Source organism: Pseudoalteromonas sp. PA2MD11 (assembly GCF_017808125.1).
GTDB lineage: Bacteria > Pseudomonadota > Gammaproteobacteria > Enterobacterales > Alteromonadaceae > Pseudoalteromonas > Pseudoalteromonas simplex.
Genome location: NZ_JADKNF010000007.1, coordinates 55,116 through 80,959 on the forward strand (window position 1 = coordinate 55,116; position 25,844 = coordinate 80,959).

The window sequence follows — 25,844 nt, forward strand, 5'->3', positions numbered from 1 at the left end:
CGAAGCGATGCTATCATTGCTTAAAACAGATGTATAGCCGTCTAAATAACTTTTAGAATGTCGAGGAATATATGCATAACAATACCGCTATTTCAGAACTAATTGAAGCTGGTAAATGGGTAAGCCAACGTGGCTGGGTCCCTGCTACTGGTGGTAACTTTTCAGCCCGCACTGCAAGCGGTTATGTCGTCACAGCAAGTGGTTTCGATAAAGGTCAACTCGGCACTCATGCATTTATTGAATTTGATCATGAAGGCAATCGTACTAAAGGCTCTGGCAATCCATCAGCTGAAACTGAGCTACATTTGAATATGTATAAGCTTATCCCGTCAGCTAAATTTGTTTTGCACACTCATTCTGTTGCGGCAACCGTGTTATCTCGTGTGATCAAAGGCCACGCTATCAATTTGCATGGCTACGAAATGCAAAAATCTTTAAGCGGTATCAAGTCGCACTTAGATACCTTAACTATTCCCATTTTTGATAATGACCAAGACATTGACCGTTTAAGCTTACTAGTCAGTGATCATCACCTTCACACCCCTATTGAGCATGCCGTATTAATTCGTGGCCATGGTTTATATGTCGTTGGTCGAGATATCAAAGAAGTACTTCGCCATTTAGAAGGATTAGAGTTTCTATTTAGCTGTGAGCTTGAGCGCCTAAAACTAGAAGGTATTCAAGCTGGAGTTCAGCCATGATCAAAGCAATTTTAACTGATATTGAAGGCACTATTACCCGCATCTCATTTGTTAAAGACGTATTATTTCCTTACGCGGCAGGGCAATTACCTGAGTTTGTAAAATCACATCAAACAGACCCAGAAGTTGCAGCCCAAATTGAGGCCGTTAAAGCACACATTGAACAACCCGAAGCCGATATCGACACGGTCATTAAGCATTTAATTCATTGGATTGAAACTGATCAAAAAATTACCCCACTCAAGCAGTTGCAAGGCTTAATTTGGCAAACGGGCTACGAAAGTGGTGATTTTACTGGCCACCTTTACCCTGACGCTTATGACTTTTTACAAGCCCAAAAACATGCTGGTAAAAGTTTATATGTCTACTCATCAGGCTCAGTAAAAGCCCAGCACCTGATTTTTGAGTTTTCTGATTATGGTGATGTTAGACCTTTATTTAGTGATTACTTCGACACTAAAGTTGGCGCAAAACAACAGCAGAGCTCTTATGAAAATATTATTGCCGAGCTGCCATTTGACGCTGCCGAAGTATTGTTTTTAAGCGATGTGGTGGCAGAGCTTGATGCTGCCAAAGCTGCAGGCCTTGGCACTTTACACCTTGTTCGCGATGGACAAGCAGTAAGCGACGCTCACCCATACATTAACGATTTCACAGCATTTAGTGCGGAGCTTTTAGCATGAGCCAATTAACTATTTTTAATGATAACAACGCAAACAACATACTGTTTCATAGTGAAGACTTAAGCGCGATTGCCAATGAACTAAATACCGTTGGCGTTCGCTTTGAGCAGTGGCAAGCAACAGCACAGATTGACCAAGAGACCAGTCATGACGCAATTTTAACTGCTTATGCTAAAGATATAGAGCGCTTAAAAGCTGAAGGGGGCTATCAAACAGTGGATGTTATTTCGCTTGCTAAGGGTAATCCAAATGCCAGCGAACTACGCGGTAAGTTCTTGTTTGAGCATACACATAGCGAAGATGAAGTTCGTTTTTTTGTGAAAGGCCAAGGCTTATTCTGCTTACACCTAGGCGATAAAGTGTATCAAGTGCTGTGTCAACAAGGCGACCTAATTTCAGTACCAGAACTCACACCACATTGGTTTGATATGGGCAGCGACCCTGAGTTCACAGCAATTCGCTTATTCAATAATACCGAAGGTTGGGTCGCTAAAAGCACTGAGTCAACTATTGCTACCAACTTCCCGCTGCTGGACTAACATGGAAAAGCTATTTTCTTACGGTACATTACAGTACCCGCAGGTTCAGCTTGATACCTTTGGGCGTTTGCTCGAAGGTCAACCTGCTACGCTAACTGGGTATGTCATTGGTGAAGTCGAGATCACCGACGAAGCCGTGCTAAAAAGTAGTGGTCAACGTTTTCACCCGGCGTTAATCAAAACAGGCAAACAAAGTGATATTGTTAATGGCACTATTTATTTAATCACTAAACGTGAGCTCAATCAGGCTGATGCTTACGAAGTAGATGATTATCAACGAATCGCAGAAACATTCCAATGTAACAACCAAGCTTGGCTATATGTTGCAAAAAACAGCCTTTAATTTACAAATATAAAACAAAAAGACCCAAATCAAGAACAAAAGCTGTTATTATCTTCCCTATCAAAATTAATATTTTTTAGTTAAAGGACTAAACATGGGGTCGGCATTTTCACCCTTACGCGATACCGTTATTTATGTGGGTGAGTGGCAATTTAACACTCAGCAGCAAACCATCAGCGATGGCACTCATAAGCGTGAACTAGAACCTTTATTGTTTAAATTGCTGTGTTTCTTTATTGAGCATAATGATCGCATTATCACTCGCCAAGAGCTGGTTGAGAATATTTGGCAACAAAGTTTTGTTGATGACAATGCTATTAACCGTGCCATCTCTGAACTAAGAAAAACTCTCAAATCAGAAAAGCAGCCCGGGCAAACTATTAAAACCCATTACCGCAAAGGTTATAGCCTATTTATTAAAGTTAAGCCTCTTGAGCCCACCTCCATTTCAGACCCACAAATAACAGAAGATAAAAACACAGAACATAAAGAAGCTGAAACTCCAGTTAATACAACTCCCCTTAACGTGCAAAAAGCGCATTCTTCACGCTGGCCATGGTCTTTTGCGGCCTTAGCGCTTGGTTTATTGATTGCGGCTATTTGGTTGTTCTTACAGCAACCTAAAGTAAATGATGAAGCACAAAACGAAGCGCCATTTTTAGACCTGCAAGCCGAAACGATTTCATGGCATAAGGGCACTCACTATCAATTATTGCTAAATCACGACAAAACGCAGCTTGCCTATGTGCTGCAAAATGACAATCAGCATATTTATGTTGTCGACTTAACGACAAAAAAAGAGTACTCAATTACATCTGGCGCTGTCTTTTTACAGGGCTGGTCTGAAGATGGCGAGCGGCTATTTTATAGTTCATGTGAAAACAGTGACTTCAATGACTGTAGTGCTTGGCAAGCAAGCAATTTGCTATCAAATGAAGTATTACTAAAGCCAGTTACAAATCAATCTATATTAAATATCACACCAGATCAGTACATTGAAATTGGTAATACGGCAATTACAAGACGTAATAATTACCGTGGCTTAACTCACCTATCTGCTCTGTATGCGCAAGACTTAAAGACCGGTGAAGAAATTCGTATTACATCACCTAATATTACTGGCACCGGCGATTATATTCTAACAACACTTAAAAACCCCAACCGTGTTATTTTTGAACGCCACAATGTTGGCCAAGCAGAAATTTATATAGCGAATTTGGACGGTAGCTCACTCAAACTTTTAACCACCAACGAATACCGAGCTTGGGCTGCAACTTATGATAAACAAACTAACTCGCTTGTTTGGTATAACCGCGGTAAATTAACAATTGAATCATTTTCATTTGATACCATGAGTCGGGGACAAGCCATAAAAGCCCCAGTAAAACGAGCAAATTACGCTTACCCTCTTAATAAACAAAGTGTACTGATCAGCACTGATTTACACGACAGTGATGCGGCTATATTTGACATAAAATCAAAACAAATGAGCTATATTGCCACAGCTAATAAGCATGAAGGTGATTTGGTCGCCCTAACTAATAATGATGTCTACTTCGCTGAGCTTGAATACTATAAACGACAGCACTGGCTCAGAAAAAACAACCAATATATAGATATAACCGACAAAATTGGTGAAGATACCTCCATTATTTCTGCAAATAACGACAGCAGTCAGCTGGTGAGTTTTAATAAAAGCAATCAAAAACTAAGCTTATTAAATGCCAATGACTTTTCAGAAGTTAAACACTGGACACTACCAGGAAACAGCAAACTAGCAGCAGTCAGAGGTAATAAAATTGCAGTAATCTTTACCGAGCTTAGTAACCAGCAAAACCAACTAATGATTTTGCACACCAACAGCGATCAGGTTGTCAAAAGCACCATCGACACCCCATTGGCAATTGCTTGGTATGATGATAATCAGCTAATCGTCCATTCTAAATACGGAAAATATTTGCTTTTAGATAGTGACAGCAATACTTATAGTGAGCTGATAACTCCTGACAAACTAATCGAGCTAAAGCCTTCAATTATCACTATGACAAGCAACCATCACAGCTTATATATTGCCACAAATAATGAAATTTATAGTATTAACTTGGCAAACATACAAGATGTTGATCTAGCAATGAAAATGCGGCCCTTACACTATATAACGCACATCAATGCGAGTAATGACAAGCTGGCGATTTCGTTACTAACCGCAAATAGTCAAAATAGCATTGAGCTCTACACTAAAAAAAGCGCAGAGTAATTTACGATTTTAACTGTTTTAGAATACCTTGCTCGATATCAGATTGGTTATAAACGCCGCTATCGAGCACCCAGCCTGTGACTAGGCTCGCCGGTGTAACATCAAATGCCGGGTTATAAACCTTTGCGTTAGTCGGTGCCCACATCGCTTCACCAAAACTACCACTAACACCGCGCACTTCGTTGGGACTGCGTTGCTCAATTTCGATATCGGCACCACACACCGCTTGTGTATCAAGCGTCGTAAGTGGCGCAACGACATAAAATGGAATGTTATGGAAATGCGCTAACACAGCGAGGTTATAAGTGCCGACTTTATTTGCAAAGTCACCGTTTGCAGCAATACGGTCTGCACCTACAAAGATTTTATCTACTTTGCCCGCAGCCATTAAACTGGCTGCCATGTTATCGCAAATCAAAGTATAAGGGATTTGCCAACGCTCAAGCTCAAAAGCTGTTAAGCGGCCGCCTTGCAGTAACGGTCGTGTCTCATCAACCCAAACATGAATACCACCATGGCGTTGCTGCGCTTTATAAATCACACCTAATGCAGTGCCTACACCAGCCGTTGCCAACGCACCAGTATTACAGTGCGTTAAAATGTTATCGCCTTTATCAACCAAGGCAGCACCATGTTCTGCCATGCTATCGCAAAGGGCAATATCTTCTTTAAATAACTGCTCAGCAGTCGCGACAACAGCAGCAACATAATCAGTCTCTGTCAGTGCTGTACGTAACTTGGCCATACAGTGCATTAGGTTAACGGCGGTTGGGCGGGTTGCTTCTAGTTCATCTATAGCAACCGCAAGTGCTGACTGACTCATGCCCTGCTCTGCTAAATGTGCAACCAATAAACTCGCTCCTAAGCCAATTAAAGGTGCGCCTCTAATTTTCAAGGTCAAGATCAGGTCTTTCATCGTTTCAACATCATTGCACACATGCCAATGCTGTTGATGTGGCAACAAATACTGGTCAAGCACGGTTAACGTAGCTTGCTGATATTTAATACTGCTGGCGATGAGATCTTGCATACTGAATCCGAATTACTAATGAAAAACTAATTTAAGTGAATAGTTATTTTACATCAGTTTTGACAACTAACAAGATAGATGTATGGACATCTAAACGGTTACAGGTATAGAATGCTTAAAGTTAATTGTATTACGAGATAGAGCCATGGCTAAATACACTGCCTTTAATGCAGAGCATGCTGTTGATTACATTAAAGAACTTGTTAAAAGTGAACTAATTTCAGTCTTCCCTGCTGATGCAACACTGACTGCATACGAGTTTGGAGATGGAAACTTAAACTTAGTTTTTCGGGTTGCTGATCAATACAGCAACAGTGTAATTCTAAAGCAAGCACTCCCTTATGCCCGCTGCGTAGGTGAGTCATGGCCATTATCGTTAGACCGCGCCAGAATCGAAGCCGAAGTATTGATTAATCATGGTAAGTTATGTCCAGAGCATACCGTGGCGATATTGCATCACAATGTCGAGCTGGCATTAACCGTGTTAGAAGATTTAGGTGAGTTACAAATTTTACGTGGCGCACAAATCAACGCAGAGCAATTTCCCTTATTGGCAAGTCATGTTGCGCTCTACTTAAGCCGTATAGGCTTTTATAACTCAGATTTTTACTTATCTGCTGAAGATAAAAAAGCCAAAGTCAGTCAATTTATTAACCCTGATTTATGTAAGATCACAGAAGACTTATTTTTCACTGATCCGTACATTGAGCATGAGCGCAATAATTTCCCTGAAGAGCTTAATGAGCACGTCGAAAGTATTCGTAATAATGATGCTTTAAAACTAGCCGCAGCTAAATTAAAAGCGAAATTCTTATCGTGCCCGCAAACTTTATTGCATGGCGATATGCACAGTGGCAGCATTTTTGTTGATAGCAAAACCACTAAAATGATCGACCCAGAGTTCGGCTTTTTTGGCCCTGTTGGTTTCGATATCGGCTCATTTATGGGTAACTTGCTACTAAATTACTGCGCCCAAAACGCCCGTATTACAGAACAAGCAAAACGCCGACAGTATCAAACCCATCTATTAACCTGCTTACAAGACTGTTATAGCCAATTTGAGCAACATTGGTTAAACCTAGCAAGCAGGGAAGCAACTGATATTAGCTTTGCAAACCGCGCCTTTAGCGAAGATTACTTACAACACGTATTGCGTGATGCGATTGGCTACTGTGGCGCTGAACTTATTCGCCGTACTATTGGTTTAGCCCATGTTGCAGATATAGACGGTATTGAAGATGCACAAGCTCGTTTAGCAGTACAACAGCAAACGCTCGTACTCGGCGAGCAACTGATGCTCAATGCCACAAGCTGTAACAATAAAGATGAGTTTTTTTCGTTGTTAATCAGTTTATTAAACTGATAGTCAAAAAGTAAAAAGGCGCTCAATGCGCCTTTTAATTATTCAACTCAACTAGATTATTTATTGTAGTGCTCATACATTTTATCGAGCGGCTCTGATAAACCATTTTCTTGTACCACTCGCACATGCTGGCGAGCTAACTCGCGGGCACTTGATACACCACATGAATGAGCAATCAGCCCTGCACCATAATGAATAAACTTATTATAATTGGCGACACGTTGTGCCTTATCGGTCACATCTAGGCCCCGCTGTAAGCGTTCATTATGAGTCGTAATACCGGTCGGGCAGGTATCTTTATTACATTGTAGAGCCTGAATACAACCAAGCGAAAACATATGACCACGCGCCGACACAATAAAATCAGCACCCAGTGCGAGCGCCCAAGCCACTTTTGACGGTACGATTAGCTTACCCGATGCAATCACTTTCACTCGCTCTCTAAGACCATGTTTTTTTAGCAGATCAACAACCAAAGGCAGGCTCTCTCGTAGCGGTAAACCAACTGAATCCATCAAGGGTTGAGGGGCAGCGCCCGTTCCACCGTCGGCACTATCAATAGTGATAAAGTCAGGGGCAGATTCAATACCACGGTTATTAATTTCACTAAACAAGGTTTCGAGCCAAGTGTATTCACCAATCACCGCTTTAAAACCGGTGGGTTTACCTGTGGTACTGCGTACCGTTTCAATCATATCGAGTAAATCTGCTGGGCATTTAATCTCTGGATGACCATTTGGACTAATCGAGTCATGCCCTTCGGGAATACCCCGAATTTTTGCAATTTCAGCAGTCACTTTGCGCCCTGGTAACATACCCCCTTTACCGGGTTTAGCACCTTGACTCATTTTAATTTCGAACATTTTAACTTGTTCGTGCTCAGCAATCGCTTTGAGTTTTTCGGTGCTTAATTTACCGTGCTCATCTCGTACACCATATTTTGCCGTGCCAATCTGAAACACAATATCAGCGCCACCTTCAAGGTGGTAAGGGCTGAGCCCTCCTTCGCCGGTATTCATCCAACAGCCGGCTAATTTTGCCCCTCGCGATAATGCGCGAACAGCGGGCTTAGATAATGCGCCAAAGCTCATACCTGAAATATTAAATAACGAGTTTGTTGTATAAGGAGCGTTGCAATAAGGCCCTAACGTAACTTCGCTCGGGTCGAGTGCATCTTCATCTAAGGTCGGAAACGCACAGTTCATAAACATCACAGTGCCCGTTGCTTCAAGGCTTTGGGTTGAACCAAAGGCCGTAGTGCGGTCAACATTTTTCGCAGCGCGGTAAACCCAGCTTCGCTCAGCACGATTAAATGGTAGCTCTTCCCTATCCATGGCAAAAAAGTATTGTCGGAAGAATTCACCTTGGCGTTCAAAAAAATAACGAAAGCGACCGATCACCGGGTAATTACGGCGAATCGCCTGCTTAGATTGCGTTACATCACTAATGTAAAAGCACACAATCACCAGCAAACCTATGCCGAGAGCAAAAATAAACAAGCTGGCAAAAACATCGATACTAAAAATTATAAAATCACTCATCCAAGGCCCCTTTGTGAAATGACATCCTTCAAAGCATATAAGGTGTTTATATTACGTGCAATAAGCTCTTCATATATTTAAGGTTTCATTAGTTCGCAGGACAAGTATTAACAAAATAGATGTGATATGAGTATTGAATTCAAAAAAGTAGGTATGCCGAGGTTTACGGCATACCTAATCAATTAGCGTGTTGTATAGCCGCCGTTAGCAAAAATAGTTTGTCCAGTTATCCACCAACCATCAGTTGCCAAAAATTTAACGATCGGTACGATATCTTCAATTTGTGTTAATTGATTTCCCATTGCTTGTGATTTGTGAAATGCCACACGTTCTGGCGTTTCTTCACCATAAAAGAAAGGCGTATCCATTGGACCAGGGCCAATACCTGTAACCGAAATCCCACGACCAGAGAACTCTTTTGCTGCAGCTCGAGTAAAGTGCTCAACAGGTGCCTTACCGCCAGCATATGTTGAATACCCATCTGTAAATGCGGCGAGTAAAGAGGTTACGATTGTGATGATTTTGCCGTTGTTATTTAACTGCTTACCCGCTTCTTTCATAAAGAAATACGCTGTTTTTGAATTAACATCAAACATCGAATCATAATCCGCTTCTGATGTTTCAACTATTGGCTTTCTTAGTACCTTGCCAACGGTATTTACCGCAATATCGATACCACCATACGTAGACTTAGCAAAGTCAAAAAGTGCCGTTACGGTATCAGGTTTAGACAGATCACCTTGAAACGTCACCGCCTCACCACCTGCAGCAACAATAGCTGCAACAGTAGCTTCAGCCTCCGCTTTAGAAGAGTCACTATGATAGTGTGCAACAATTTTTGCACCCTCTTTGGCAAACTCTTGGCTGATTAAGCCACCTAGGTTTTTGCCACCGCCAGCAACAACAGCTACTTTGTTATTTACGTTATGTTTTATCATTTTCTCTCTCCAATAAAATGATTGAAATTAAGCACGAATAAACTTAAAAAGATTAGGTTTACTGTAATTAGAACCATCACTTTATCTAATTGCATACAACACTGGAATTGGGTGAATATGCAATTACTGATTGTCAAAAACGCAATTAACTCCATGCACGACGCAAAGACATTATTTATTCGGGTTGTCGAAGCCGGCAGCATAAAAAAAGCAGCGACACAACTGGGGATAGAGCCTTCTTCTATTAGTCGAAAAATTGCCGCATTAGAAAACCATTTAGGTGTAAAACTACTAAACCGTTCAACTGTTCGCACAACGCCTACAGAACAAGGGCAAACCTATTACAAGCGTCTAAAAGAACTTTTAGAAGCTCAGCATGCGTTAGATGAAGAAATTTCGAGTAGCATTAAAAAAGTAAGTGGCACTTTAAAAGTCGGTGCTCCTATAGATTTTGGTGCGCAATTTGTCGTCCCAATTTGCAGGGCAATGCAAGAAGAATATCCTGAGTTAAATTTTGAGTTATTTCTTGGCAGTGACTACGAAAATTTGTATAGCAATAAAATTGATGTTGCTATTAGAATTGGCACTTTGACTGACTCTCAACTTATCGCCAGAAAGCTAGGTGAAATTCCAAGAGTACTGGTAGCCAGTCCAGAGTATTTGGCACAATTTGGTATACCTCAAACCCCCAAAGACCTTGAACATCATAACTTCATTTTTTATTCAGCTAGGCAAGCAAAAAGTGATATTGAATACCATAACTTTACTCGTTTTCCGCATGTAAAAATGAACAGTAACTTCACAGTTAATAGTGTCTCGGCAGTGAGGGAACTAGTAATAAAAGGAGCTGGTATTCACCTTGGACCATACTGGTTTTTCTCAGAAGCCATTCACAAGAAGCTTGTAGTCCCTCTGCTAACTGACTATCAGCTAAAAAGCTATACATCACATGCGGTGTATAAGAAGCATCAGAACACACCGCAAAAAATTAGTGTTTTTGTAGAGAGAATGAAAGCAGTTGTAAGCAATTTAACTAATTCAAGACTCAATTTTAGCTAATTACATGATTACTCGTACCGCATTGTCCAACTGACAATTTTACCTTGTTCCACCACCAATAAAAAATTTGCTGGGCTAGAGTAGCCATCATTGTTTTTATAAGTGCCAGTGACAACGACTTGATTCCCCGTCACTTTTAATACGGGTTCAATTACTTGGCCATGAACATTAATAATGTCTGATTCAAGCCAGCTTTTAAATCGATCGCCACTATTTTTGCGCTTATACCAACGTTCATACTCTTGGCTTGCATTGTCGGCAAAAACAGCTCGAATTTGTTCCGCATTATTATTTTTCATTGCATTAAGCAATGCTGTAACAACCTCTTTGGGTGTAGGTTCCTCTTTTGCAAAAACTGAATTTTGAAAAGTAAATACAACCAATACACTTAAAAAGAAAAGGCGAGCTTTTGGGATAATGTCCATTTAATCTACTCCTAGCAAATGTGATTAAAACAATATTACCCAAAAATAAATAACAAACGCGCTAGGAGAATTCGCATTTTATTAATTAAAAAAGGCGTGATGTAAATCACGCCTCTTCCTTTATACAGCTATGCTGCTCGTTTGGCTAATTCAGCTTTAATATAAAGTTGAATTTGCTCTTCAAGCACTGACATTGGCACTGAGCCATGACGTAATATTTGATGGTGGAATTCGCGAATATCGAAATCTTCACCAAGTGCTCGCTCAGCTTCGTGGCGTAGACGTTTAATAGTTAGCTCACCAATTTTGTATGACAACGCTTGTGCAGGCCATGAAATATAACGGTCAGTTTCAGTCTTCACGTTATGTAATGAAAGCGCGGTGTTTTCGCTCATAAACTTCATTGCGCGTTCGCGGCTCCAGCCATACATATGCATACCTGTATCAACCACTAAACGCGCGGCACGCCACATTTCGTAAGTCAAACGACCAAAGTCACTGTATGGGTCTTGATAAAAGCCCGCTTCGATACCTAAAAACTCTGAATATAAGCCCCAACCTTCACCAAATGCCGACAAATATGCATTACGGCGATAACTTGGTAATGACTCAAGTTCAGCATTAAGCGAGATTTGTAAATGATGTCCTGGTACAGCTTCGTGCAAAGTTAATGCTTCAAGTACATACAACGGGCGCTTATCTAACGCATAGGTATTAACCCAGTAATAACCTGCTTGATCATCACGGCGAGAGCCTGAGTAACGACCCGTTGTATATTTAGGTGCAATGCTCTCTGGCACTGGCGCAACACCGTACGGCATTCTTGGCAAGGTGTGGAATAACTTAGGTAACTGCGCATCCATTTTCTTGGCAATGTAAGACGCTTCTTTTAGCAAATCTTTTGGTGTTTTTGCGTAAAATTGCGGATCAGTACGTAAAAAGTGCACAAAATCAGCAAACGAGCCTTCAAAGCCTACTTTCTCGATAATTTTTTCCATTTCTGCGCGAATACGCGCGACTTCTTGTAAACCCAGCTCATGGATTTCTTTTGGCGTCATATCTGTGGTGGTGTAGTACTTAGCGCGATTTTCGTAAAACGCTTTGCCATTCGGCGTACTTGAAATACCAATATCTGTACGTGCACCCGGTTGATATTCATTGTTAAAGAAGGTTAAGTAACCTTGATATGCCGGAATAACTTGTTCTGTGATAATGGTTTGCGCTTGCTTTTGTAGCGCTGCAAACTCGCTATCACTTAGGCCTGCCGTATTATTTAAAAATGGTTTGTAGAATTCAGACTTAGTAGCATCATCAACAATATAAGCCGTGATTGAGTCTTGATAACCTTCTAAAACAGCCTTTGGCTGGGTTAGGCCCACTTCAAGCCCCTTTCGCATCCAGCCGATATTTTGCGAAAAATAGCGAGGAATTTGCTGTAATTTAGCAAGATATAGCTGGTAATCTTGTGGTTTTGTGTAATCTGAGCTGGAGATCATAAATGACAAGCTAGAATGGAACCCATATTCAGATGTCAGCGGCATATAGTGCGCATTAAACACATATTCATCGACACTATTTTGCACTTGGCCGCGTAAAATAGTCAGGTTAATGCGATTTTCTTCCGATAACTTATCACGGTCGATAGCGTCTAGCTCGGCAAGTAACTCTGTATTCTTTTGGTATTTTTGTTCTAAAAATTCAGCCGATAGATTTTCTAATAAATAACCATCAACGCCATTATCTTTACCATACGGGCTGATGCTTTGGCGGTAATTAACAATATTTTCGGCTACTTGAGTAAATTGCTGATCAGCATCAATATTTGTTACTTGGCAAGCGCTTAAAGTACACGCTAAAGCAACCGCAATAACAGAACGATTTAAAGTTCGCGACAGTGTTTGTTTCATAGCATTCTTTTTAGTTTTAATCAGTATCGCTAAAGTAGCGCAGCACTGGCTAAAACCCAAACAAATGCGACCAAGCTCAGGTTAAATACGCTCAAATTAACAACGGTGTATAAATAAGAATGAGCAAGGTTTAAGCAATTTTTAATTACACTTGTTAAAGTTGTTGAGAAAATCAGCTAATAGACACAAACGAAACAAATTTAAGTTCCAAAGTAAGCGATTTTGCTTTTAAATAGGCTGATTACAGATTACTGTAGACTCAGTATTTATGCTTGGAAGCAGCTATACCTTACGGAAGAGATGATTAATTGGTTGATATGCGTATTTAGTGGTATTGAAAAATGATGTTCCATGATCCCATGGCTATTGCTCAAGAAAAAATGACAAAGGTATGTATCTTTTTAGAACATCATGCATTACCGCCGTCACCACTTAACTACCAAGTTGTTTACACCTACGTCAGCCAGTCTAACCCTAAACTTAACGCCGCTATTGACCGTGCCATCGCACAAAGAAAAACCATCGATTGTGTCTATGTAGAACAGCTTTATTTCGATTTTATAGAGCAAGGGCATAAAATGAAAACCGCCATTGTTCGCAACGTTGACTCAGTAATAAACACCCTTTCGCGAAATGCTAACAATAACGAGCAAAATATTGTGCGCTTTGCCGATCAAGTCACAGAATGTGTTCATTCAATTGATGAAAACAATATTGAGCAAACGCGTCATGCATTAAAAATGCTCAGTAAGCAATCTGAAGTCCTGCTCAATCAGCACCGTCAATTTAAGCAAGAAATAGCAAAAGCCAAATCACTACAAGAAAAAACCCAAAAACAACTCACTCAATTACGCAAACAACACATTACCGACCAACAAACTGGCTTATACAAACGCCATTATTTAAATCAACAAACTCAACTTTGGGTCGGCCAAAATAAAGCGGTTTGTGCTATCTCTATTCACATTGAAAACTTAAACCATTTTATTGAAAACTATGGTGATGTGATTGGTGAAGTAATTTTAAATAAAGTCGCCAAACAGGTGCAAAAATACGTACAAGAAAGCGGCTTACCTGGGCGCACAAGTAAAGATGAATTTACCATCTTACTTGCTGATATTGAGCCTGAAACTGCCAACTTAATAGCCGAAAAAGTACGAAATGGTGTCGAAAAGCTGCGCTTTGTCAGCTCAAAAAATGGCACCAAACTCCCCGCTATTACCTTAGCCCTAGGTATCGCTAAACATGAAGGCGATGGCGACTTTAACAGCTTAGCCCGTAAAGCCTCTTTAGCAGCTGCGAAAGCCAAGTCGCTTGGGCAAAGTAGTTTTATTGCCGGCCAGTAAAGTTTAAACCTGTGCTAAATCATGAAAAGCAATGCTAATCTGATGATTTAGTTATAATCAAATTGCACCCCACAGCTACAATCAAGTACACTAGTCTTTATTGCCACGATAGAGATTAATCATGAACGAGAATCAAGAAAAGACCACGCATTTTGGCTATAAAACCGTTGCTGAAAACGACAAAGCATCAATGGTTGCAGATGTATTCCACTCAGTCGCTGCAAAGTATGACGTAATGAATGATCTGATGTCGTTCGGTATTCATCGTTTATGGAAACGCCAAACTATTGCAAGTTCAGGTGTTCGTAAAGGTCACTATGTATTAGACCTTGCAGGCGGTACAGGTGATTTAACCGCTAAATTTAGTCAGCTAGTGGGTGAAACGGGTCAGGTAATCTTAGGCGATATTAACTCTTCAATGCTGAAAGTTGGCCGTGAGAAACTTCGAAACCTTGGTCGTGTTGGCAATATCGAATATGTTCAAATGAATGCAGAAGCATTGCCATTTCCTGATAACAGCTTCGACTTAATTACGATTGCCTTTGGTCTTCGTAACGTGACCGATAAAGATAAAGCTCTACGCTCAATGTATCGTATTCTTAAGCCTGGCGGTCGTTTACTTGTGCTTGAGTTCTCAAAACCAGAGCAAGAAATACTGAGCAAAGCCTACGATTTCTACTCATTTAATATCTTACCTAAGATGGGTGAGCTGGTTGCGAATGACAGCGAGTCTTATCAATACCTTGCTGAGTCTATCCGTATGCATCCTGATCAAGAAACATTAAAAGGCATGATGGAAGATGCGGGTTTTGAACAAACCAGTTATCAAAACCTTACTGGCGGTATTGTTGCCCTTCACCGTGGTTTTAAATACTAAAAACTCTGTAAATTAAGTAGGTAACGCGATGTTAGCAAACGCTCTGTTATCACTCGTCGAACGAATCATTAATCAACTGCTGCAGTTAGACCCTCAGTTAAAGGGTAAGCTTGCAGTAATTGCTGATAAACAGCTGTTGATTGAGATACGTGATTGGCAACAGTCAATTTTGTGCGTTTACAGCGACGAGCAAATTCACTTATACAGTACGCAAGAACGCAGTTTTGACTGCATGATCAGCGCCGATATCAACACCTTATTGGCGCTTAAAGATCCATCAATGCTCACGCAACTCATTCGCCAAGACAAGCTCGACTTACAAGGCGATTTAAATCTTGCGCAAGGCTTTAGCAATGCGTTTGCTGAGCTTGATATTGATTGGCCAGAACATTTTTCTCGATACATTGGCGATGCCCCAGCACAACAGTTGTGGCTCTCTATTCAAGCTTTAAAACATCGTGGTTCACAAACGAAAAGCAAGTTAGAAAATACCTTAATAACGCTTTGCCAAGATGAGTTAGCAGTGACCATACACCCTCTTGAACTTGCTGAATTTAAACAGCAAAATCGCCAATTAAAAAGCCAAGTATCTCAATTAGAGATGCGAATTAACGCGCTGTTACAGTCACGCTAATGCGCTAAGGAACTTGTGTGTCGTCTGCTCGTCTTTATTACATTACTAAAACCCTACTGAGCTATGGCTTAGACGAATTAATTCCGCGTAAACGAGTGCCTTGGTTTGCCAAGCTCGCTCGTGGCAGCTTATTTTGGTTACGTAACCAACATAAAGATAAACCTGCAGGTATGCGCTTAAGACTTGCATTACAAGAGCTCGGCCCGGTGTGGATCAAGTTTGGTCAAATGCTTTCTACACGCCGTGATTTACTGCCGCATGATGTCGCATTAGAGCTTGCACTGCTACAAGATCAGGTTGAACCTTTTGAAGGTGAGCTTGCCCAGCAACTGATCGAAAAGGCGCTCGGTATTAATGATATTAGTGAATTATTTAGTGATTTTTCGCAAACACCTTTGGCATCAGCCTCGATTGCACAAGTTCACACGGCAACCTTGATTGATGAGCATGGCGCGCCACAAGATGTGGTGATTAAAGTCATTCGCCCTAACATTAAAGAGCAAATTGATGCTGACTTAATGCTAATGCAAAAAGTCGCTCGCTTGGTTGCTAAGTTATTAAAAGAAGCAAAACGTTTACGCCCTATTGAAGTAGTAAACGAGTACAAAAAAACTTTACTCGATGAGCTCGACTTAATGCGTGAAGGGGCGAATGCGATTCAGCTACGCCGTAACTTCGAAGACTCAGATTCGCTCTACATTCCCTTTGTTTACAGTGACTACAGCCGCAGTAACGTATTAGTAATGGAGCGCATTTATGGTATTCCGGTATCAGATACCGACGCATTACTGGCACAAAATACCAATATGCAGCTACTCGCTGAGCGTGGAGTCGAAGTATTTTTCACACAAGTATTCCGCGACAGTTTCTTCCACGCTGATATGCATCCGGGTAATATTTTCGTTTCACGTGAAAACCCTCATAACCCAAAATATATCGGCATTGATTGCGGCATTGTGGGCACCCTTAATCGTGAAGATAAACGCTATTTAGCAGAGAACTTTATTGCCTTTTTCAACCGTGATTACCGCCAAGTAGCGCAACTGCATGTTGATTCTGGCTGGGTACCCGCCGATACCAGCATTGAAGAGTTTGAATTTGCGATTCGTACTGTGTGTGAACCAATTTTCAACAAACCACTGGCCGAAATCTCTTTTGGCCACGTGCTAGTTAACCTGTTTAATACGGCTCGTCGCTTTAATATGCAAGTTCAACCGCAATTAGTGTTACTACAAAAGACGCTGTTGTATGTTGAAGGCCTTGGCAGACAACTGTATCCGCAGCTTGATTTATGGAAAACCGCTAAACCTTTTCTAGAAGATTGGGTCAAAGAACAAGTTGGTCCGCTTGCAGTAATGAAAAAAATGTATGCGAACTTGCCATTTTGGGCAGAAAAAATGCCTGAATTACCTGATTTAATTTATCAAAACTTAAAACGTCAACAACAACCTGTACAATTGCCAGCGCCGCAATCTGCTAAACCTTTGTTACTTAGTATCTTTGCTGGTAGCTGTTTAATAGTTTCAGGCTTATGTTATTTACAGCATGACTTAGTCGCCAGTGCAATTACCGCAGGCTTTGCTATAGCAGGCTTTATTGCAGCATGGCGAAGCGCATAAACTAAGTGCTATTTATGTTTTGGTGGGTATAATCAAGGCAAGTCTATTCAATAAATTTGATAAAAACGGAGTAACCCATGGGTTTTGGTGGTATCAGTATTTGGCAATTAATCATTATTTTAGCAATCATCGTGTTGTTATTTGGCACAAAGAAACTTCGTGGCATTGGCGGTGATTTAGGTAGCGCAGTAAAAGGCTTTAAAAAAGCCGTGTCTGATGATGACAAAACTAATTCCAAAAGCGAGCAAATAGAGCAAGCTTCTAACACGCAAAGCAAAGAAACCGTAGAGAAAAGCAAAGACGACCATAAGGCTTAATCGACATGGGGATGTGGGAACTTGTTGTCGTACTTATCGTAGGTCTGATTGTGTTAGGCCCTGAGCGCTTGCCTGTGACAATTCGTACAGTTAGCCGCTGGGTAAAAACATTAAAGTCAGTCGCCAATTCAGTGAAAGCTGAAGTGAACGAAGAACTCCGTATCCATGAGCTTCACGAGAACTTAAAAAAAGCAGAACAGCAAAATTTGCAAGAGCTCACACCAGATCTGCAAGATTCTGTAAACGAACTTCAAAAGGCTGCTCAGTCAGTTACCCACAGTTATAAAAAAGACACACCAGAAAAAGCAGAAACTAACAATAATGACGAAAAAAAGTGAAATTAATCTCTGCTTTTGTGGTCAATAACAATGATGATGAATAGTAAATTATGACCGAGCAAGCTCACACAGGCTTTGTTGGCCACTTGATTGAGTTACGAAACCGACTCATGAAAGCTTTGTTAAGCATTTTGCTAATATTTATCGCCTTGGTGTACTTTGCCAACGATATTTATAGCTTTGTTGCAGCTCCACTGATTGCAAACTTGCCAAGCACTGCCACCATGATCGCAACGGATGTAACAGCACCTTTTTTTGCACCGTTTAAACTCACCTTATTTGTGGCGTTATTTGCTGCTATTCCCATGATACTGCATCAAGTTTGGAGCTTTATAGCACCAGGTTTGTATCAACATGAAAAGCGCATGCTAATGCCAATTTTGGCCTCAAGTATCTTGCTATTTTATAGTGGTATCGCATTTTGCTACTTTGTGGTGCTACCTATTATTTTAGGGTTTTTTACTAATACTGGCCCTGATATGATGACATTAGCACCTGATATTAGTAGTTATTTAAGTTTTGCTTTAAAACTGTTTTTTGCTTTTGGTATTGCGTTTGAAATACCTGTTGCCATCATGCTGTTATGCTGGAGTGGCGCAACAACAACGAAAAGTTTAAAAGAAAAACGACCTTATATCGTGGTAGGTGTATTCGTGGTTGCCATGTTCTTAACACCTCCTGATGTACTGTCACAAACATTGCTAGCATTACCCATGCTGTTATTATTTGAATTAGGTTTAATTTTGGCTGCATTCTATACCGCCAAACCTCAACAGGAATCCGAGGAATAAAATGAAAAAACAACTCATTCCCTTCGTTGCTCTTTTAACTATTGCTGGTACTGCACAGGCAGACGAAGTTAACTTACAAGCATTGCAAGCCTGTACTTTTGTTGAAAATGATTTTAACCGCTTACTTTGTTACGACAACGTAATGGCAGGTAAATCACTTTCAAAACCGGCTACAAAAAAACAAATTGAGCAACCTGTAACTAGCTCAGCAGCTCCTGTTGCCGCAGCAGCCGCAACAAGTGAACAAGCTCTAAAAACAAAAAATGAAGACTTTGGTTTAGAGCACAAAGAAGTTGCAAAAAAAAATGATGACGAAATAACCGCAGTGGTTAAGAGCGTTAGAAAAGCGCCTTACGGGGAGCTGATTATAGAGCTAGAAAACGGTCAACAGTGGCGCCAAGTAGGCTCAGATAGAATGAAGCTAGAGGTGAGCGACAAAGTCATAATTGAACGAGGCGTTTTCAATTCATTCTTGTTAAGAATCGAAGGGCAAAACCGTTCAATTCGTGTTAAGCGTACTGACTAATGAACTATTCGCTAGTTGATGCTGGCGTCAATTTAAGCAATCATCAATTTGATGATATTCATCAAGCTGTGTTACAACGTGCCGCAGAGGCAAATGTAACACAGATGCTTCTTATTGGCTGCGATCTGCAAAGTAGCCAAGCCTCTCTTAAACTCGCCAAACAGTTTAAGCAATTTTGCACAGCTGGGGTCCACCCTCATGATGCAAAAACTGCAGATGATCACCTTGAAGCACACTTAACAACTCTCAGCCAACACCCTGAAGTGGTTGCAATTGGCGAGTGTGGCCTCGATTACAATCGTGACTTTTCTCCTCGCGATGTTCAGCGCAGCGTTTTTAGACGCCAGTTACAGCTTGCTGAGCAACTAAATATGCCTGTGTATTTGCATGAGCGAGATGCCAGCGAAGATATGCTCGCAATCTTGAGTGATTACAAGGTACGAGGCGTACTACACTGCTTCACGGGTGACGAAAACGCGCTGCAAAGTTACCTAGCAATGGGGCTTTATATCGGTGTTACGGGCTGGGTCTGCGATGAACGCCGTGGTGAACAACTACAAGCCTTAGTACCAACTATCCCTTTAAATCGCTTGTTAATTGAGACTGATGCGCCCTTTTTAATGCCGAGAAATATTAGGCCTAGACCTAAAACTCGCCGTAATGAGCCTCAGAACCTTCCTTATGTATGTCAGCAAATTGCTGATTTAAAAGGCTCAGAATTTACTGAAGTGGCAAAACAAACTACACTAAACTTTCAGCAATTATTTTCCATAAAGGGTTAAGATGAAGCGCCTATGGTCACTTTGTGGCGTAATCTTCGTTGTTTTATTTACTCCTTACTTGCAGGCTAACTCCATTGTTGTTAGTTCACAATTCAAATCTCAACATACGCTTAATGTTGAGTACACCCTTGATCCTATCACTCAACAGCAAGCCTTTAGCAGTAACAATGTAACTTGGCATTCAAGCCAAGGCGAAACCCTAAATCTAGGTATGACTCTAAAACCAATGTGGCTCAAGCTATCGATAAGAAACACCTCATTAGATATTATTCCACTGATATTATCGATAGATAACCCTTTACTCGATGAAGTGAGCGTGTTTCATCTTCAAGGTAGCCAATTATTATTTAACACAAAGATTGGGGATGCAGTCCCATTATCTAATCGGCAAATCAAAAATGAGTCTCTGTTAGTCTCATTAACCATTCCAAAAGCCAGCCATTCAGTTGTTTATCTTAAAGTTAAAAACAATGGGGGTTTAAGAGTACCTCTAAGCCTTTGGAAACCCTCAGAATACCTAAAGCATAAAAGTAAATTTAATTTATTGTACGGTTTATTAGTCGGTTTTATATTATCACTCGCACTCACTAATTTAGTGCTTTATGGCTTTTCTAGACGCCGCTATTTCGCCTATACAGGATTATTACTTACCTTGCTGTGGCTTTCTTTGGCTTACCTTTATGGCTTTGGTTATCGTTATTTACAACCTAGTGGCTCATCGTTTCAACAACTGACAATCCCAACTCTATTTTTTATCTGTGGTGCGTTATTTGTACCATTGCAAGGCTATATATTCGGCTTTACCAAATCTCGCTTAAACCGTTTTCAGTATTGGCTAGCATGGGCAGTTGTGCTTGCCACTGTAACAATGTGGTTTTTGCCTATTCATATTGCTATCACACTCTGCTTATTGAGTTTACCTGTGGTGCTTATCATTTTTGCAGGTATTGCTCTAAAGCAGTTTAATCATGAATATAAGCAGCCGTGCATTGGCTTTTTTGTTGCTTTGTTCGCTTTCTTCTGTGCCATTGTTTACAGTGCACTCGGTGTATTTAATCCATTTGATTTAAATATCGGAATGCTTTCGCTCACCTTCGTTTGCTTTTTAGTTTGTAGCTTGAGCTTGAGTTATGCGGTAATAAAATTGTTTTTGATGCAACGCGACGCTGAAGTCGCAGCGCAACAAAATGCACTAGCAGAGAGTAAAGCACAAGATACCTTAATGCGTGAGCGCCTTGAACTGCAAGAGCAAGCACGCCAAGATCTTGAAGCTAATATTGAAGAGCGTACCTTTGAGTTACAAGTGACATTACGCGAACTTGAAGAGAAAAACCGAGAGCTTGAACAGCTCAATATGGAAGATGCCCTCACTAAAACCAAAAACCGCCGCTACTTTGATAAAAAGCTATTGATGGATATTCGTCGCTCACGTCGAGAGCAAACACCTCTAGCTATCATCATGTTAGATATTGACCACTTCAAAGCAATCAATGATACCTATGGTCATTTAACCGGTGATCAAACCATTCAAGCAGCTGCAGATGTCATCAAACAACATCTTAAACGACCTCTCGATGAAGTGGCGCGCTATGGCGGCGAAGAATTTGTAGTGTTATTACCGAATACACCACTAGAAGGTGCATTAGAAATTGCCGAACAAATACGCAAAGCAGCCCAAAATACTGATATAATAGTTGCCGGAACAACGATTAAATTTACTTTGAGTGCAGGTGTTTACAGCGCAATTGCTGAAGACATTAATAACCCAAGTTTATTCACTGACTATGCCGACAAAGCCTTATATCATGCCAAGCAAACAGGTCGAAATCGCGTAGTGAGTTATCCTCTACCAGACTAGGAGTATACAAAGCATGGCCCAATCAGGACTCGACCTTTTCCCTTATACACGTATGCGCCGCATGCGTCGTGATGACTTCTCTCGTCGCCTAATGGCTGAAAACCAACTAACTGTTAATGATCTTATTTTTCCTGTATTTGTGTTAGAAGGTAAAAATCGCCGCGAAGCTATTGAGTCTATGCCTGGCATTGAGCGTCTTTCTATCGATTTACTACTTGAAGAAGCAAAAGAGCTTGTAGAGCTAGGTGTACCTGCCGTCGCTATTTTCCCGGTAACACCGAGCGATAAAAAATCCCTTCTTGCTGAAGAAGCCTATAACCCAGATGCATTAGCACAACGCACTGTACGCGCACTTAAAGAGGCTTTTCCTACATTAGGTGTGATCACAGATGTTGCACTTGACCCGTTCACTGTTCATGGTCAAGACGGCATCATCGATGAAGACGGTTATGTGATTAATGATGTAACAACTGAAATCTTAGTTAAACAAGCGCTATCGCATGCCGAAGCTGGGGCTGATGTAGTTGCGCCATCAGACATGATGGATGGACGTATTGGTGCAATTCGTGAAGCTCTCGAAGCCGAAGGCCATATCCACACTCGTATCATGGCTTACTCAGCTAAATACGCTTCAAGCTACTATGGCCCATTCCGTGATGCGGTAGGTTCTGCAGGCAACTTAAAAGGTGCCGATAAAAAGACCTATCAAATGGACCCTGCCAACTCTGATGAAGCGATTCGTGAAGTAGCCCTTGATCTGCAAGAAGGTGCAGACATGGTAATGGTGAAACCAGGTATGCCATATTTAGATGTAGTACGCCGCGTAAAAGATGAGTTTGGTGTGCCCACATTTGCTTATCAAGTAAGTGGTGAATATGCTATGCATAAAGCAGCCATTGATAACGGTTGGCTTGCAGAAGATGCAATAATCATGGAGTCATTATTAGCATTTAAGCGCGCTGGCGCCGATGGCATCCTGACTTATTTTGCAAAACAAGCTGCAAAATGGTTAAAAAACAACTAACTTAAAAAAATATTCTTAAAATAGGTCATTATTTCTATTTTATTAACATTTTGTATTTAATTTGTCATAGATTTTTCTTAAAGTACTGTGTCCCATATTGGGACTTTAATAATACATACACGGGAAAAATAATGATAAATACAAAATTAACGCCGCTCGCGCTTGTTATTGCAAGCCTGAGCGCGCCTGCTTCTGCCAACCTAATCATCTCTGAATATGTTGAAGGAAGCTCTAACAATAAAGCGGTAGAGCTATACAACACATCGAGTGCTGAACTATCGCTTGACGGTTACACCATCTCTTTATACTCAAATGGTAACGGCGATCTAGCAGACCCTAATAACAGCTTAGCTTTAACCGGTACTCTTGCAGCAAATGCAACCTACGTTATTGTAAATGCGGGCTCTGCTGATGAGTTAAAAGCCAATGCAGATACTGAATCAACAATCACTTACTTCAACGGTGATGACGCATTAGTGCTAACTAAAGATGGTGCAATTGTTGATAGCTTTGGTCAACTGGGCGTTGATCCAGGTTCAGCATGGGATGAAGGCGGCGTTTCAACACAAAATAAAACACTGCGCCGTAAAGCAACTGTTACTACAGGCCGTACTGATGCTACCTCTGCGTTCAACCCAAGCGATGAGTGGGAGCAATTCGACCAAGACGATTTCAGCAATATTGGTCAATATGGTGAGAGCACAGAGCCAACGCCTGAGCCAGAACCTGTCACTCCCCTTGAGTGTGGTGCAGCAAAAACCTTAATCAGCGCAATTCAAGGTGAAGGCGGCGACAGCCCGCTTATTAACACTGAAGTAGAAGTTGAAGGTGTTGTTACAGCTGACTTCCAAGGTGATGATCAACTAAAAGGTTTCTTCATTAGCTCACTTGCTACTGATGTTGATACAAACCCACTAACTTCTGAAGGTGTATTTGTTTATTTCGCAGATACCGACGTTGCAGTTGGTGACCATGTGCGTGTAAAAGGTAGCGTTGCTGAATACTACAGCGCAACACAACTAGGCGATGTTAGCCAAGTTGAGATCTGTGCGACAGGTTTATCTACTGATGCAACCGCTATCACTTTACCAGTTACTGACGTGGCTGACCTTGAAGCTTACGAAGGTATGTTAGTAACCATCGCGCAACCTTTAGTCGTTAATAACAACTACGGCCTTGGTCGCTATGGTGAAGTTGACTTAGGTACTGAGCGTTTATACCAAGGAACTCAAGTAGCGCTTCCAGGCGATGCAGCAAATGCTGTTGAAGCTGAAAACCTGAAAAAACAAATCTTAATCGACGATGGTTCAACAAAGCAAAACCTTGATCCTATTGCTTACCCAGGTACGGGCCTTGATGCCTATAACACATTACGTTTAGGTGATACTGTTAATACGATTATCGGTGTGATGGGTTATAGCTTCGACCGTTATCGTATTCACCCTACAGTACAACCTGAGTTCACTGCAACTAACCCGCGTACAGATGCACCAGAGCTTAACGAAGATGCAGATCTACGTGTAGCAAGCTTTAACGTATTAAACTACTTTAATGGCGACGGCCAAGGTGCAGGCTTCCCAACTAGCCGTGGTGCAGATAGCGAAGAAGAGTTTACTCGCCAAGAAGCTAAATTAGTTAGCGCAATCACGGCTATAAATGCTGATGTGATTGGCTTAATGGAAATCGAAAATGACGGTTTCGGTGAAAATAGCGCCATTGCTAGCCTAGTATCTGCACTTAATGATGAAGATGCAGAAAATACCTACGCATTCGTTGATTTCGGCGTTGACCAAATTGGTACTGATGCAATCACGACAGCACTGATTTATCGCTCAAATAAAGTATCTGAAGTTGGTAAGGCTGCTCATACTACAGTAGAACCTTTCGATTACAGCAATCGCCCGCCTATTGCACAAAGCTTCCAATCTCTTGAAAGCGAAGAAATCTTCACAGTTGCCGTTGCCCACCTAAAATCTAAAGGCGGCTGTGGTAGCGCTGAAGGTAATAATGCTGACTTAGGCGATGGTCAAGCATGTTGGAATGAAATCCGTGTTGCGGGTGCAAATGCATATGCTGATTGGTTAGCCACTTACCCAACAGAAGTTGAAGATGAAGATATCATCTTAGTGGGCGATATGAACGCATACGCGATGGAAGATCCTATCCGTGCATTTGCAGATAAAGGTCTGAAGAGTGCGGTTGCTGAACTAGACGGCGACACATTAGGTTATTCTTATAGCTTCTCTGGCCGCATTGGTAGCCTTGACCACGCACTAGTCTCTGAATCTATGCTTGCTAAAGTTGTTGCTGCTACGGATTGGCATATCAATGCCGATGAGCCAATCAGCCTAGACTACAACCTTGAGTATAAATCATCGACACAACAAGCTAGCCTTTACGCTGACGATGCATACCGTGCATCTGATCACGACCCAGTGATTGTTGATATCCAATCTGCTGAGCCTGTTCCAGAACAACAAGCGCCAGTAATCGAAGTTCAGCAATCATTCGAAATCGTTGAAAACAGTGAGGTGGGCGCTGTGATTGGTCAACTTGTTTTCTCTGATGGTGACGCTGATTATACACCTGTCGTTAGCTTTAGCATTGAAGGTGAGCATGCTGACGCGATTGCAATCAGTGCTACAGGTGAAATCACAGTAGCCAAAGAGCTCGATTTTGAAGAAGAAGACAAGCTTACATTAATGATCCGTGCAGAAGATAGCGCAGGCAACTTATCAGAAGCACAACTGCTATACATCAACATTACCAATGATGTGGCAGATGATGTAACCGAAGAAGTTGAAGAAGATGAAACTGAAGAAGAGTCAAAAGATGATGATTCTGGTTCATTTGCTTGGTTAAGTCTACTTGCTTTACCATTTGCACTTCGTCGTCGCATGAAAAAATAAGCGACACCGCATTAAGTAAAAAGGCCGCTTATCGCGG

Annotated in this window: 24 protein-coding genes; 19 read left to right on the top strand and 5 right to left on the bottom strand. The window is 41.3% G+C overall.

Going from position 1 to position 25,844, the window contains the following annotated elements; genetic code table 11:
* Nucleotides 1–71 precede the first annotated feature (71 nt).
* The 5 genes from ISP07_RS09785 to ISP07_RS09805 all read left to right on the top strand — a co-directional run bounded on the left by ISP07_RS09785 (nucleotide 72) and on the right by ISP07_RS09805 (nucleotide 4,523).
* The gene (locus tag ISP07_RS09785; RefSeq protein ID WP_166341190.1) at nucleotides 72–701 is read left to right on the top strand and encodes a methylthioribulose 1-phosphate dehydratase; all 630 of its coding nucleotides are present in this window, start codon (nucleotides 72–74) and stop codon (nucleotides 699–701) included.
* A complete protein-coding gene (mtnC, locus tag ISP07_RS09790; protein WP_209327511.1) occupies nucleotides 698–1,384 on the top strand; it encodes an acireductone synthase in 687 nt (228 codons plus the stop codon). The genes ISP07_RS09785 and mtnC overlap by 4 nt, the downstream gene beginning before the upstream one ends.
* A complete protein-coding gene (locus tag ISP07_RS09795; protein WP_138618490.1) occupies nucleotides 1,381–1,923 on the top strand; it encodes a 1,2-dihydroxy-3-keto-5-methylthiopentene dioxygenase in 543 nt (180 codons plus the stop codon). The genes mtnC and ISP07_RS09795 overlap by 4 nt, the downstream gene beginning before the upstream one ends.
* Before the next feature lies 1 nt (nucleotide 1,924).
* Nucleotides 1,925–2,266: a gamma-glutamylcyclotransferase family protein gene (locus tag ISP07_RS09800; protein WP_054552356.1), complete on the top strand. Its 342-nt coding sequence runs from the start codon at nucleotides 1,925–1,927 to the stop codon at nucleotides 2,264–2,266.
* A gap of 94 nt (nucleotides 2,267–2,360) precedes the next feature.
* A complete protein-coding gene (locus ISP07_RS09805; RefSeq protein WP_209327512.1) occupies nucleotides 2,361–4,523 on the top strand; it encodes a winged helix-turn-helix domain-containing protein in 2,163 nt (720 codons plus the stop codon).
* Nucleotide 4,524: 1 nt separating this feature from the next.
* On the opposite strand, the gene mtnA is transcribed toward ISP07_RS09805, so the two are convergent.
* Entirely contained in the window at nucleotides 4,525–5,553 is a 1,029-nt protein-coding gene (gene mtnA, locus ISP07_RS09810; RefSeq protein ID WP_209327513.1) for an S-methyl-5-thioribose-1-phosphate isomerase, read from the bottom strand.
* A gap of 145 nt (nucleotides 5,554–5,698) precedes the next feature.
* Here mtnA and mtnK point away from each other — a divergent pair, with 145 nt between their 5' ends.
* Nucleotides 5,699–6,916, top strand: coding sequence for an S-methyl-5-thioribose kinase (gene mtnK / locus ISP07_RS09815; protein ID WP_209327514.1), 1,218 nt, complete (start codon nucleotides 5,699–5,701; stop codon nucleotides 6,914–6,916).
* A 56-nt stretch (nucleotides 6,917–6,972) separates the two neighbouring features.
* Here mtnK and ISP07_RS09820 read toward each other — a convergent pair whose 3' ends face one another.
* Nucleotides 6,973–8,457: an FMN-binding glutamate synthase family protein gene (locus tag ISP07_RS09820; protein ID WP_209327515.1), complete on the bottom strand. Its 1,485-nt coding sequence runs from the start codon at nucleotides 8,455–8,457 to the stop codon at nucleotides 6,973–6,975.
* 182 nt (nucleotides 8,458–8,639) lie between these two features.
* Nucleotides 8,640–9,395: an SDR family oxidoreductase gene (locus tag ISP07_RS09825; RefSeq protein WP_209327516.1), complete on the bottom strand. Its 756-nt coding sequence runs from the start codon at nucleotides 9,393–9,395 to the stop codon at nucleotides 8,640–8,642.
* 117 nt (nucleotides 9,396–9,512) lie between these two features.
* On the opposite strand from ISP07_RS09825, the gene ISP07_RS09830 reads away from it, so the two are divergent.
* The gene (locus ISP07_RS09830) at nucleotides 9,513–10,454 is read left to right on the top strand and encodes a LysR family transcriptional regulator (RefSeq protein ID WP_209327517.1); all 942 of its coding nucleotides are present in this window, start codon (nucleotides 9,513–9,515) and stop codon (nucleotides 10,452–10,454) included.
* 8 nt (nucleotides 10,455–10,462) lie between these two features.
* Here the strand turns inward: ISP07_RS09830 and ISP07_RS09835 are convergent, their stop codons facing one another.
* The gene (locus ISP07_RS09835) at nucleotides 10,463–10,879 is read right to left on the bottom strand and encodes a nuclear transport factor 2 family protein (protein WP_209327518.1); all 417 of its coding nucleotides are present in this window, start codon (nucleotides 10,877–10,879) and stop codon (nucleotides 10,463–10,465) included.
* Nucleotides 10,880–11,007: 128 nt separating this feature from the next.
* The gene (locus ISP07_RS09840; RefSeq protein WP_209327519.1) at nucleotides 11,008–12,786 is read right to left on the bottom strand and encodes a DUF885 domain-containing protein; all 1,779 of its coding nucleotides are present in this window, start codon (nucleotides 12,784–12,786) and stop codon (nucleotides 11,008–11,010) included.
* A gap of 359 nt (nucleotides 12,787–13,145) precedes the next feature.
* On the opposite strand from ISP07_RS09840, the gene ISP07_RS09845 reads away from it, so the two are divergent.
* The 12 genes from ISP07_RS09845 to ISP07_RS09900 all read left to right on the top strand — a co-directional run bounded on the left by ISP07_RS09845 (nucleotide 13,146) and on the right by ISP07_RS09900 (nucleotide 25,807).
* Nucleotides 13,146–14,132, top strand: coding sequence for a GGDEF domain-containing protein (locus tag ISP07_RS09845; protein ID WP_054552347.1), 987 nt, complete (start codon nucleotides 13,146–13,148; stop codon nucleotides 14,130–14,132).
* A gap of 121 nt (nucleotides 14,133–14,253) precedes the next feature.
* Entirely contained in the window at nucleotides 14,254–15,009 is a 756-nt protein-coding gene (gene ubiE / locus ISP07_RS09850) for a bifunctional demethylmenaquinone methyltransferase/2-methoxy-6-polyprenyl-1,4-benzoquinol methylase UbiE (RefSeq protein ID WP_054552346.1), read from the top strand.
* A 28-nt stretch (nucleotides 15,010–15,037) separates the two neighbouring features.
* Complete coding sequence (locus ISP07_RS09855) at nucleotides 15,038–15,643, top strand: ubiquinone biosynthesis accessory factor UbiJ (RefSeq protein WP_209327520.1); 606 nt, start codon at nucleotides 15,038–15,040, stop codon at nucleotides 15,641–15,643.
* Nucleotides 15,644–15,660: 17 nt separating this feature from the next.
* On the top strand, nucleotides 15,661–17,262 hold the full coding sequence (ubiB, locus tag ISP07_RS09860) for a ubiquinone biosynthesis regulatory protein kinase UbiB (protein WP_209327521.1): 1,602 nt from the start codon (nucleotides 15,661–15,663) through the stop codon (nucleotides 17,260–17,262).
* A 77-nt stretch (nucleotides 17,263–17,339) separates the two neighbouring features.
* Nucleotides 17,340–17,579 carry a Sec-independent protein translocase subunit TatA gene (gene tatA, locus ISP07_RS09865; RefSeq protein WP_209327522.1) on the top strand — a complete coding sequence of 80 codons (240 nt, stop codon included), beginning with the start codon at nucleotides 17,340–17,342 and terminating at the stop codon, nucleotides 17,577–17,579.
* Nucleotides 17,580–17,584: 5 nt separating this feature from the next.
* On the top strand, nucleotides 17,585–17,917 hold the full coding sequence (gene tatB, locus ISP07_RS09870; protein WP_209327523.1) for a Sec-independent protein translocase protein TatB: 333 nt from the start codon (nucleotides 17,585–17,587) through the stop codon (nucleotides 17,915–17,917).
* Between the two features lie 50 nt (nucleotides 17,918–17,967).
* Nucleotides 17,968–18,708, top strand: coding sequence for a twin-arginine translocase subunit TatC (tatC, locus tag ISP07_RS09875; protein ID WP_054552341.1), 741 nt, complete (start codon nucleotides 17,968–17,970; stop codon nucleotides 18,706–18,708).
* Nucleotide 18,709: 1 nt separating this feature from the next.
* The gene (locus tag ISP07_RS09880; protein WP_054552340.1) at nucleotides 18,710–19,234 is read left to right on the top strand and encodes a hypothetical protein; all 525 of its coding nucleotides are present in this window, start codon (nucleotides 18,710–18,712) and stop codon (nucleotides 19,232–19,234) included.
* Entirely contained in the window at nucleotides 19,234–20,016 is a 783-nt protein-coding gene (locus tag ISP07_RS09885; protein WP_054552339.1) for a TatD family hydrolase, read from the top strand. The genes ISP07_RS09880 and ISP07_RS09885 overlap by 1 nt, the downstream gene beginning before the upstream one ends.
* Nucleotide 20,017: 1 nt before the next feature.
* Nucleotides 20,018–21,874 (top strand): sensor domain-containing diguanylate cyclase, encoded by a 1,857-nt coding sequence (locus ISP07_RS09890; RefSeq protein WP_209327524.1) that lies wholly within the window; start codon nucleotides 20,018–20,020, stop codon nucleotides 21,872–21,874.
* A gap of 13 nt (nucleotides 21,875–21,887) precedes the next feature.
* Nucleotides 21,888–22,898 carry a porphobilinogen synthase gene (hemB, locus tag ISP07_RS09895; protein WP_130167372.1) on the top strand — a complete coding sequence of 337 codons (1,011 nt, stop codon included), beginning with the start codon at nucleotides 21,888–21,890 and terminating at the stop codon, nucleotides 22,896–22,898.
* Nucleotides 22,899–23,029: 131 nt separating this feature from the next.
* Nucleotides 23,030–25,807, top strand: a complete 2,778-nt coding sequence (locus ISP07_RS09900; protein WP_209327525.1) for an ExeM/NucH family extracellular endonuclease — start codon at nucleotides 23,030–23,032, stop codon at nucleotides 25,805–25,807.
* Nucleotides 25,808–25,844 lie beyond the last annotated feature (37 nt).

Coding starts and splice junctions, on each gene's coding strand:
- ISP07_RS09785 (WP_166341190.1), top strand. CDS start 72: ATGCATAACAATACCGCTATTTCAGAACTAATTGAAGCTGGTAAATGG.
- mtnC (WP_209327511.1), top strand. CDS start 698: ATGATCAAAGCAATTTTAACTGATATTGAAGGCACTATTACCCGCATC.
- ISP07_RS09795 (WP_138618490.1), top strand. CDS start 1,381: ATGAGCCAATTAACTATTTTTAATGATAACAACGCAAACAACATACTG.
- ISP07_RS09800 (WP_054552356.1), top strand. CDS start 1,925: ATGGAAAAGCTATTTTCTTACGGTACATTACAGTACCCGCAGGTTCAG.
- ISP07_RS09805 (WP_209327512.1), top strand. CDS start 2,361: ATGGGGTCGGCATTTTCACCCTTACGCGATACCGTTATTTATGTGGGT.
- mtnA (WP_209327513.1), bottom strand. CDS start 5,553: ATGCAAGATCTCATCGCCAGCAGTATTAAATATCAGCAAGCTACGTTA.
- mtnK (WP_209327514.1), top strand. CDS start 5,699: ATGGCTAAATACACTGCCTTTAATGCAGAGCATGCTGTTGATTACATT.
- ISP07_RS09820 (WP_209327515.1), bottom strand. CDS start 8,457: ATGAGTGATTTTATAATTTTTAGTATCGATGTTTTTGCCAGCTTGTTT.
- ISP07_RS09825 (WP_209327516.1), bottom strand. CDS start 9,395: ATGATAAAACATAACGTAAATAACAAAGTAGCTGTTGTTGCTGGCGGT.
- ISP07_RS09830 (WP_209327517.1), top strand. CDS start 9,513: ATGCAATTACTGATTGTCAAAAACGCAATTAACTCCATGCACGACGCA.
- ISP07_RS09835 (WP_209327518.1), bottom strand. CDS start 10,879: ATGGACATTATCCCAAAAGCTCGCCTTTTCTTTTTAAGTGTATTGGTT.
- ISP07_RS09840 (WP_209327519.1), bottom strand. CDS start 12,786: ATGAAACAAACACTGTCGCGAACTTTAAATCGTTCTGTTATTGCGGTT.
- ISP07_RS09845 (WP_054552347.1), top strand. CDS start 13,146: ATGGCTATTGCTCAAGAAAAAATGACAAAGGTATGTATCTTTTTAGAA.
- ubiE (WP_054552346.1), top strand. CDS start 14,254: ATGAACGAGAATCAAGAAAAGACCACGCATTTTGGCTATAAAACCGTT.
- ISP07_RS09855 (WP_209327520.1), top strand. CDS start 15,038: ATGTTAGCAAACGCTCTGTTATCACTCGTCGAACGAATCATTAATCAA.
- tatA (WP_209327522.1), top strand. CDS start 17,340: ATGGGTTTTGGTGGTATCAGTATTTGGCAATTAATCATTATTTTAGCA.
- tatB (WP_209327523.1), top strand. CDS start 17,585: ATGGGGATGTGGGAACTTGTTGTCGTACTTATCGTAGGTCTGATTGTG.
- tatC (WP_054552341.1), top strand. CDS start 17,968: ATGACCGAGCAAGCTCACACAGGCTTTGTTGGCCACTTGATTGAGTTA.
- ISP07_RS09880 (WP_054552340.1), top strand. CDS start 18,710: ATGAAAAAACAACTCATTCCCTTCGTTGCTCTTTTAACTATTGCTGGT.
- ISP07_RS09885 (WP_054552339.1), top strand. CDS start 19,234: ATGAACTATTCGCTAGTTGATGCTGGCGTCAATTTAAGCAATCATCAA.
- ISP07_RS09890 (WP_209327524.1), top strand. CDS start 20,018: ATGAAGCGCCTATGGTCACTTTGTGGCGTAATCTTCGTTGTTTTATTT.
- hemB (WP_130167372.1), top strand. CDS start 21,888: ATGGCCCAATCAGGACTCGACCTTTTCCCTTATACACGTATGCGCCGC.
- ISP07_RS09900 (WP_209327525.1), top strand. CDS start 23,030: ATGATAAATACAAAATTAACGCCGCTCGCGCTTGTTATTGCAAGCCTG.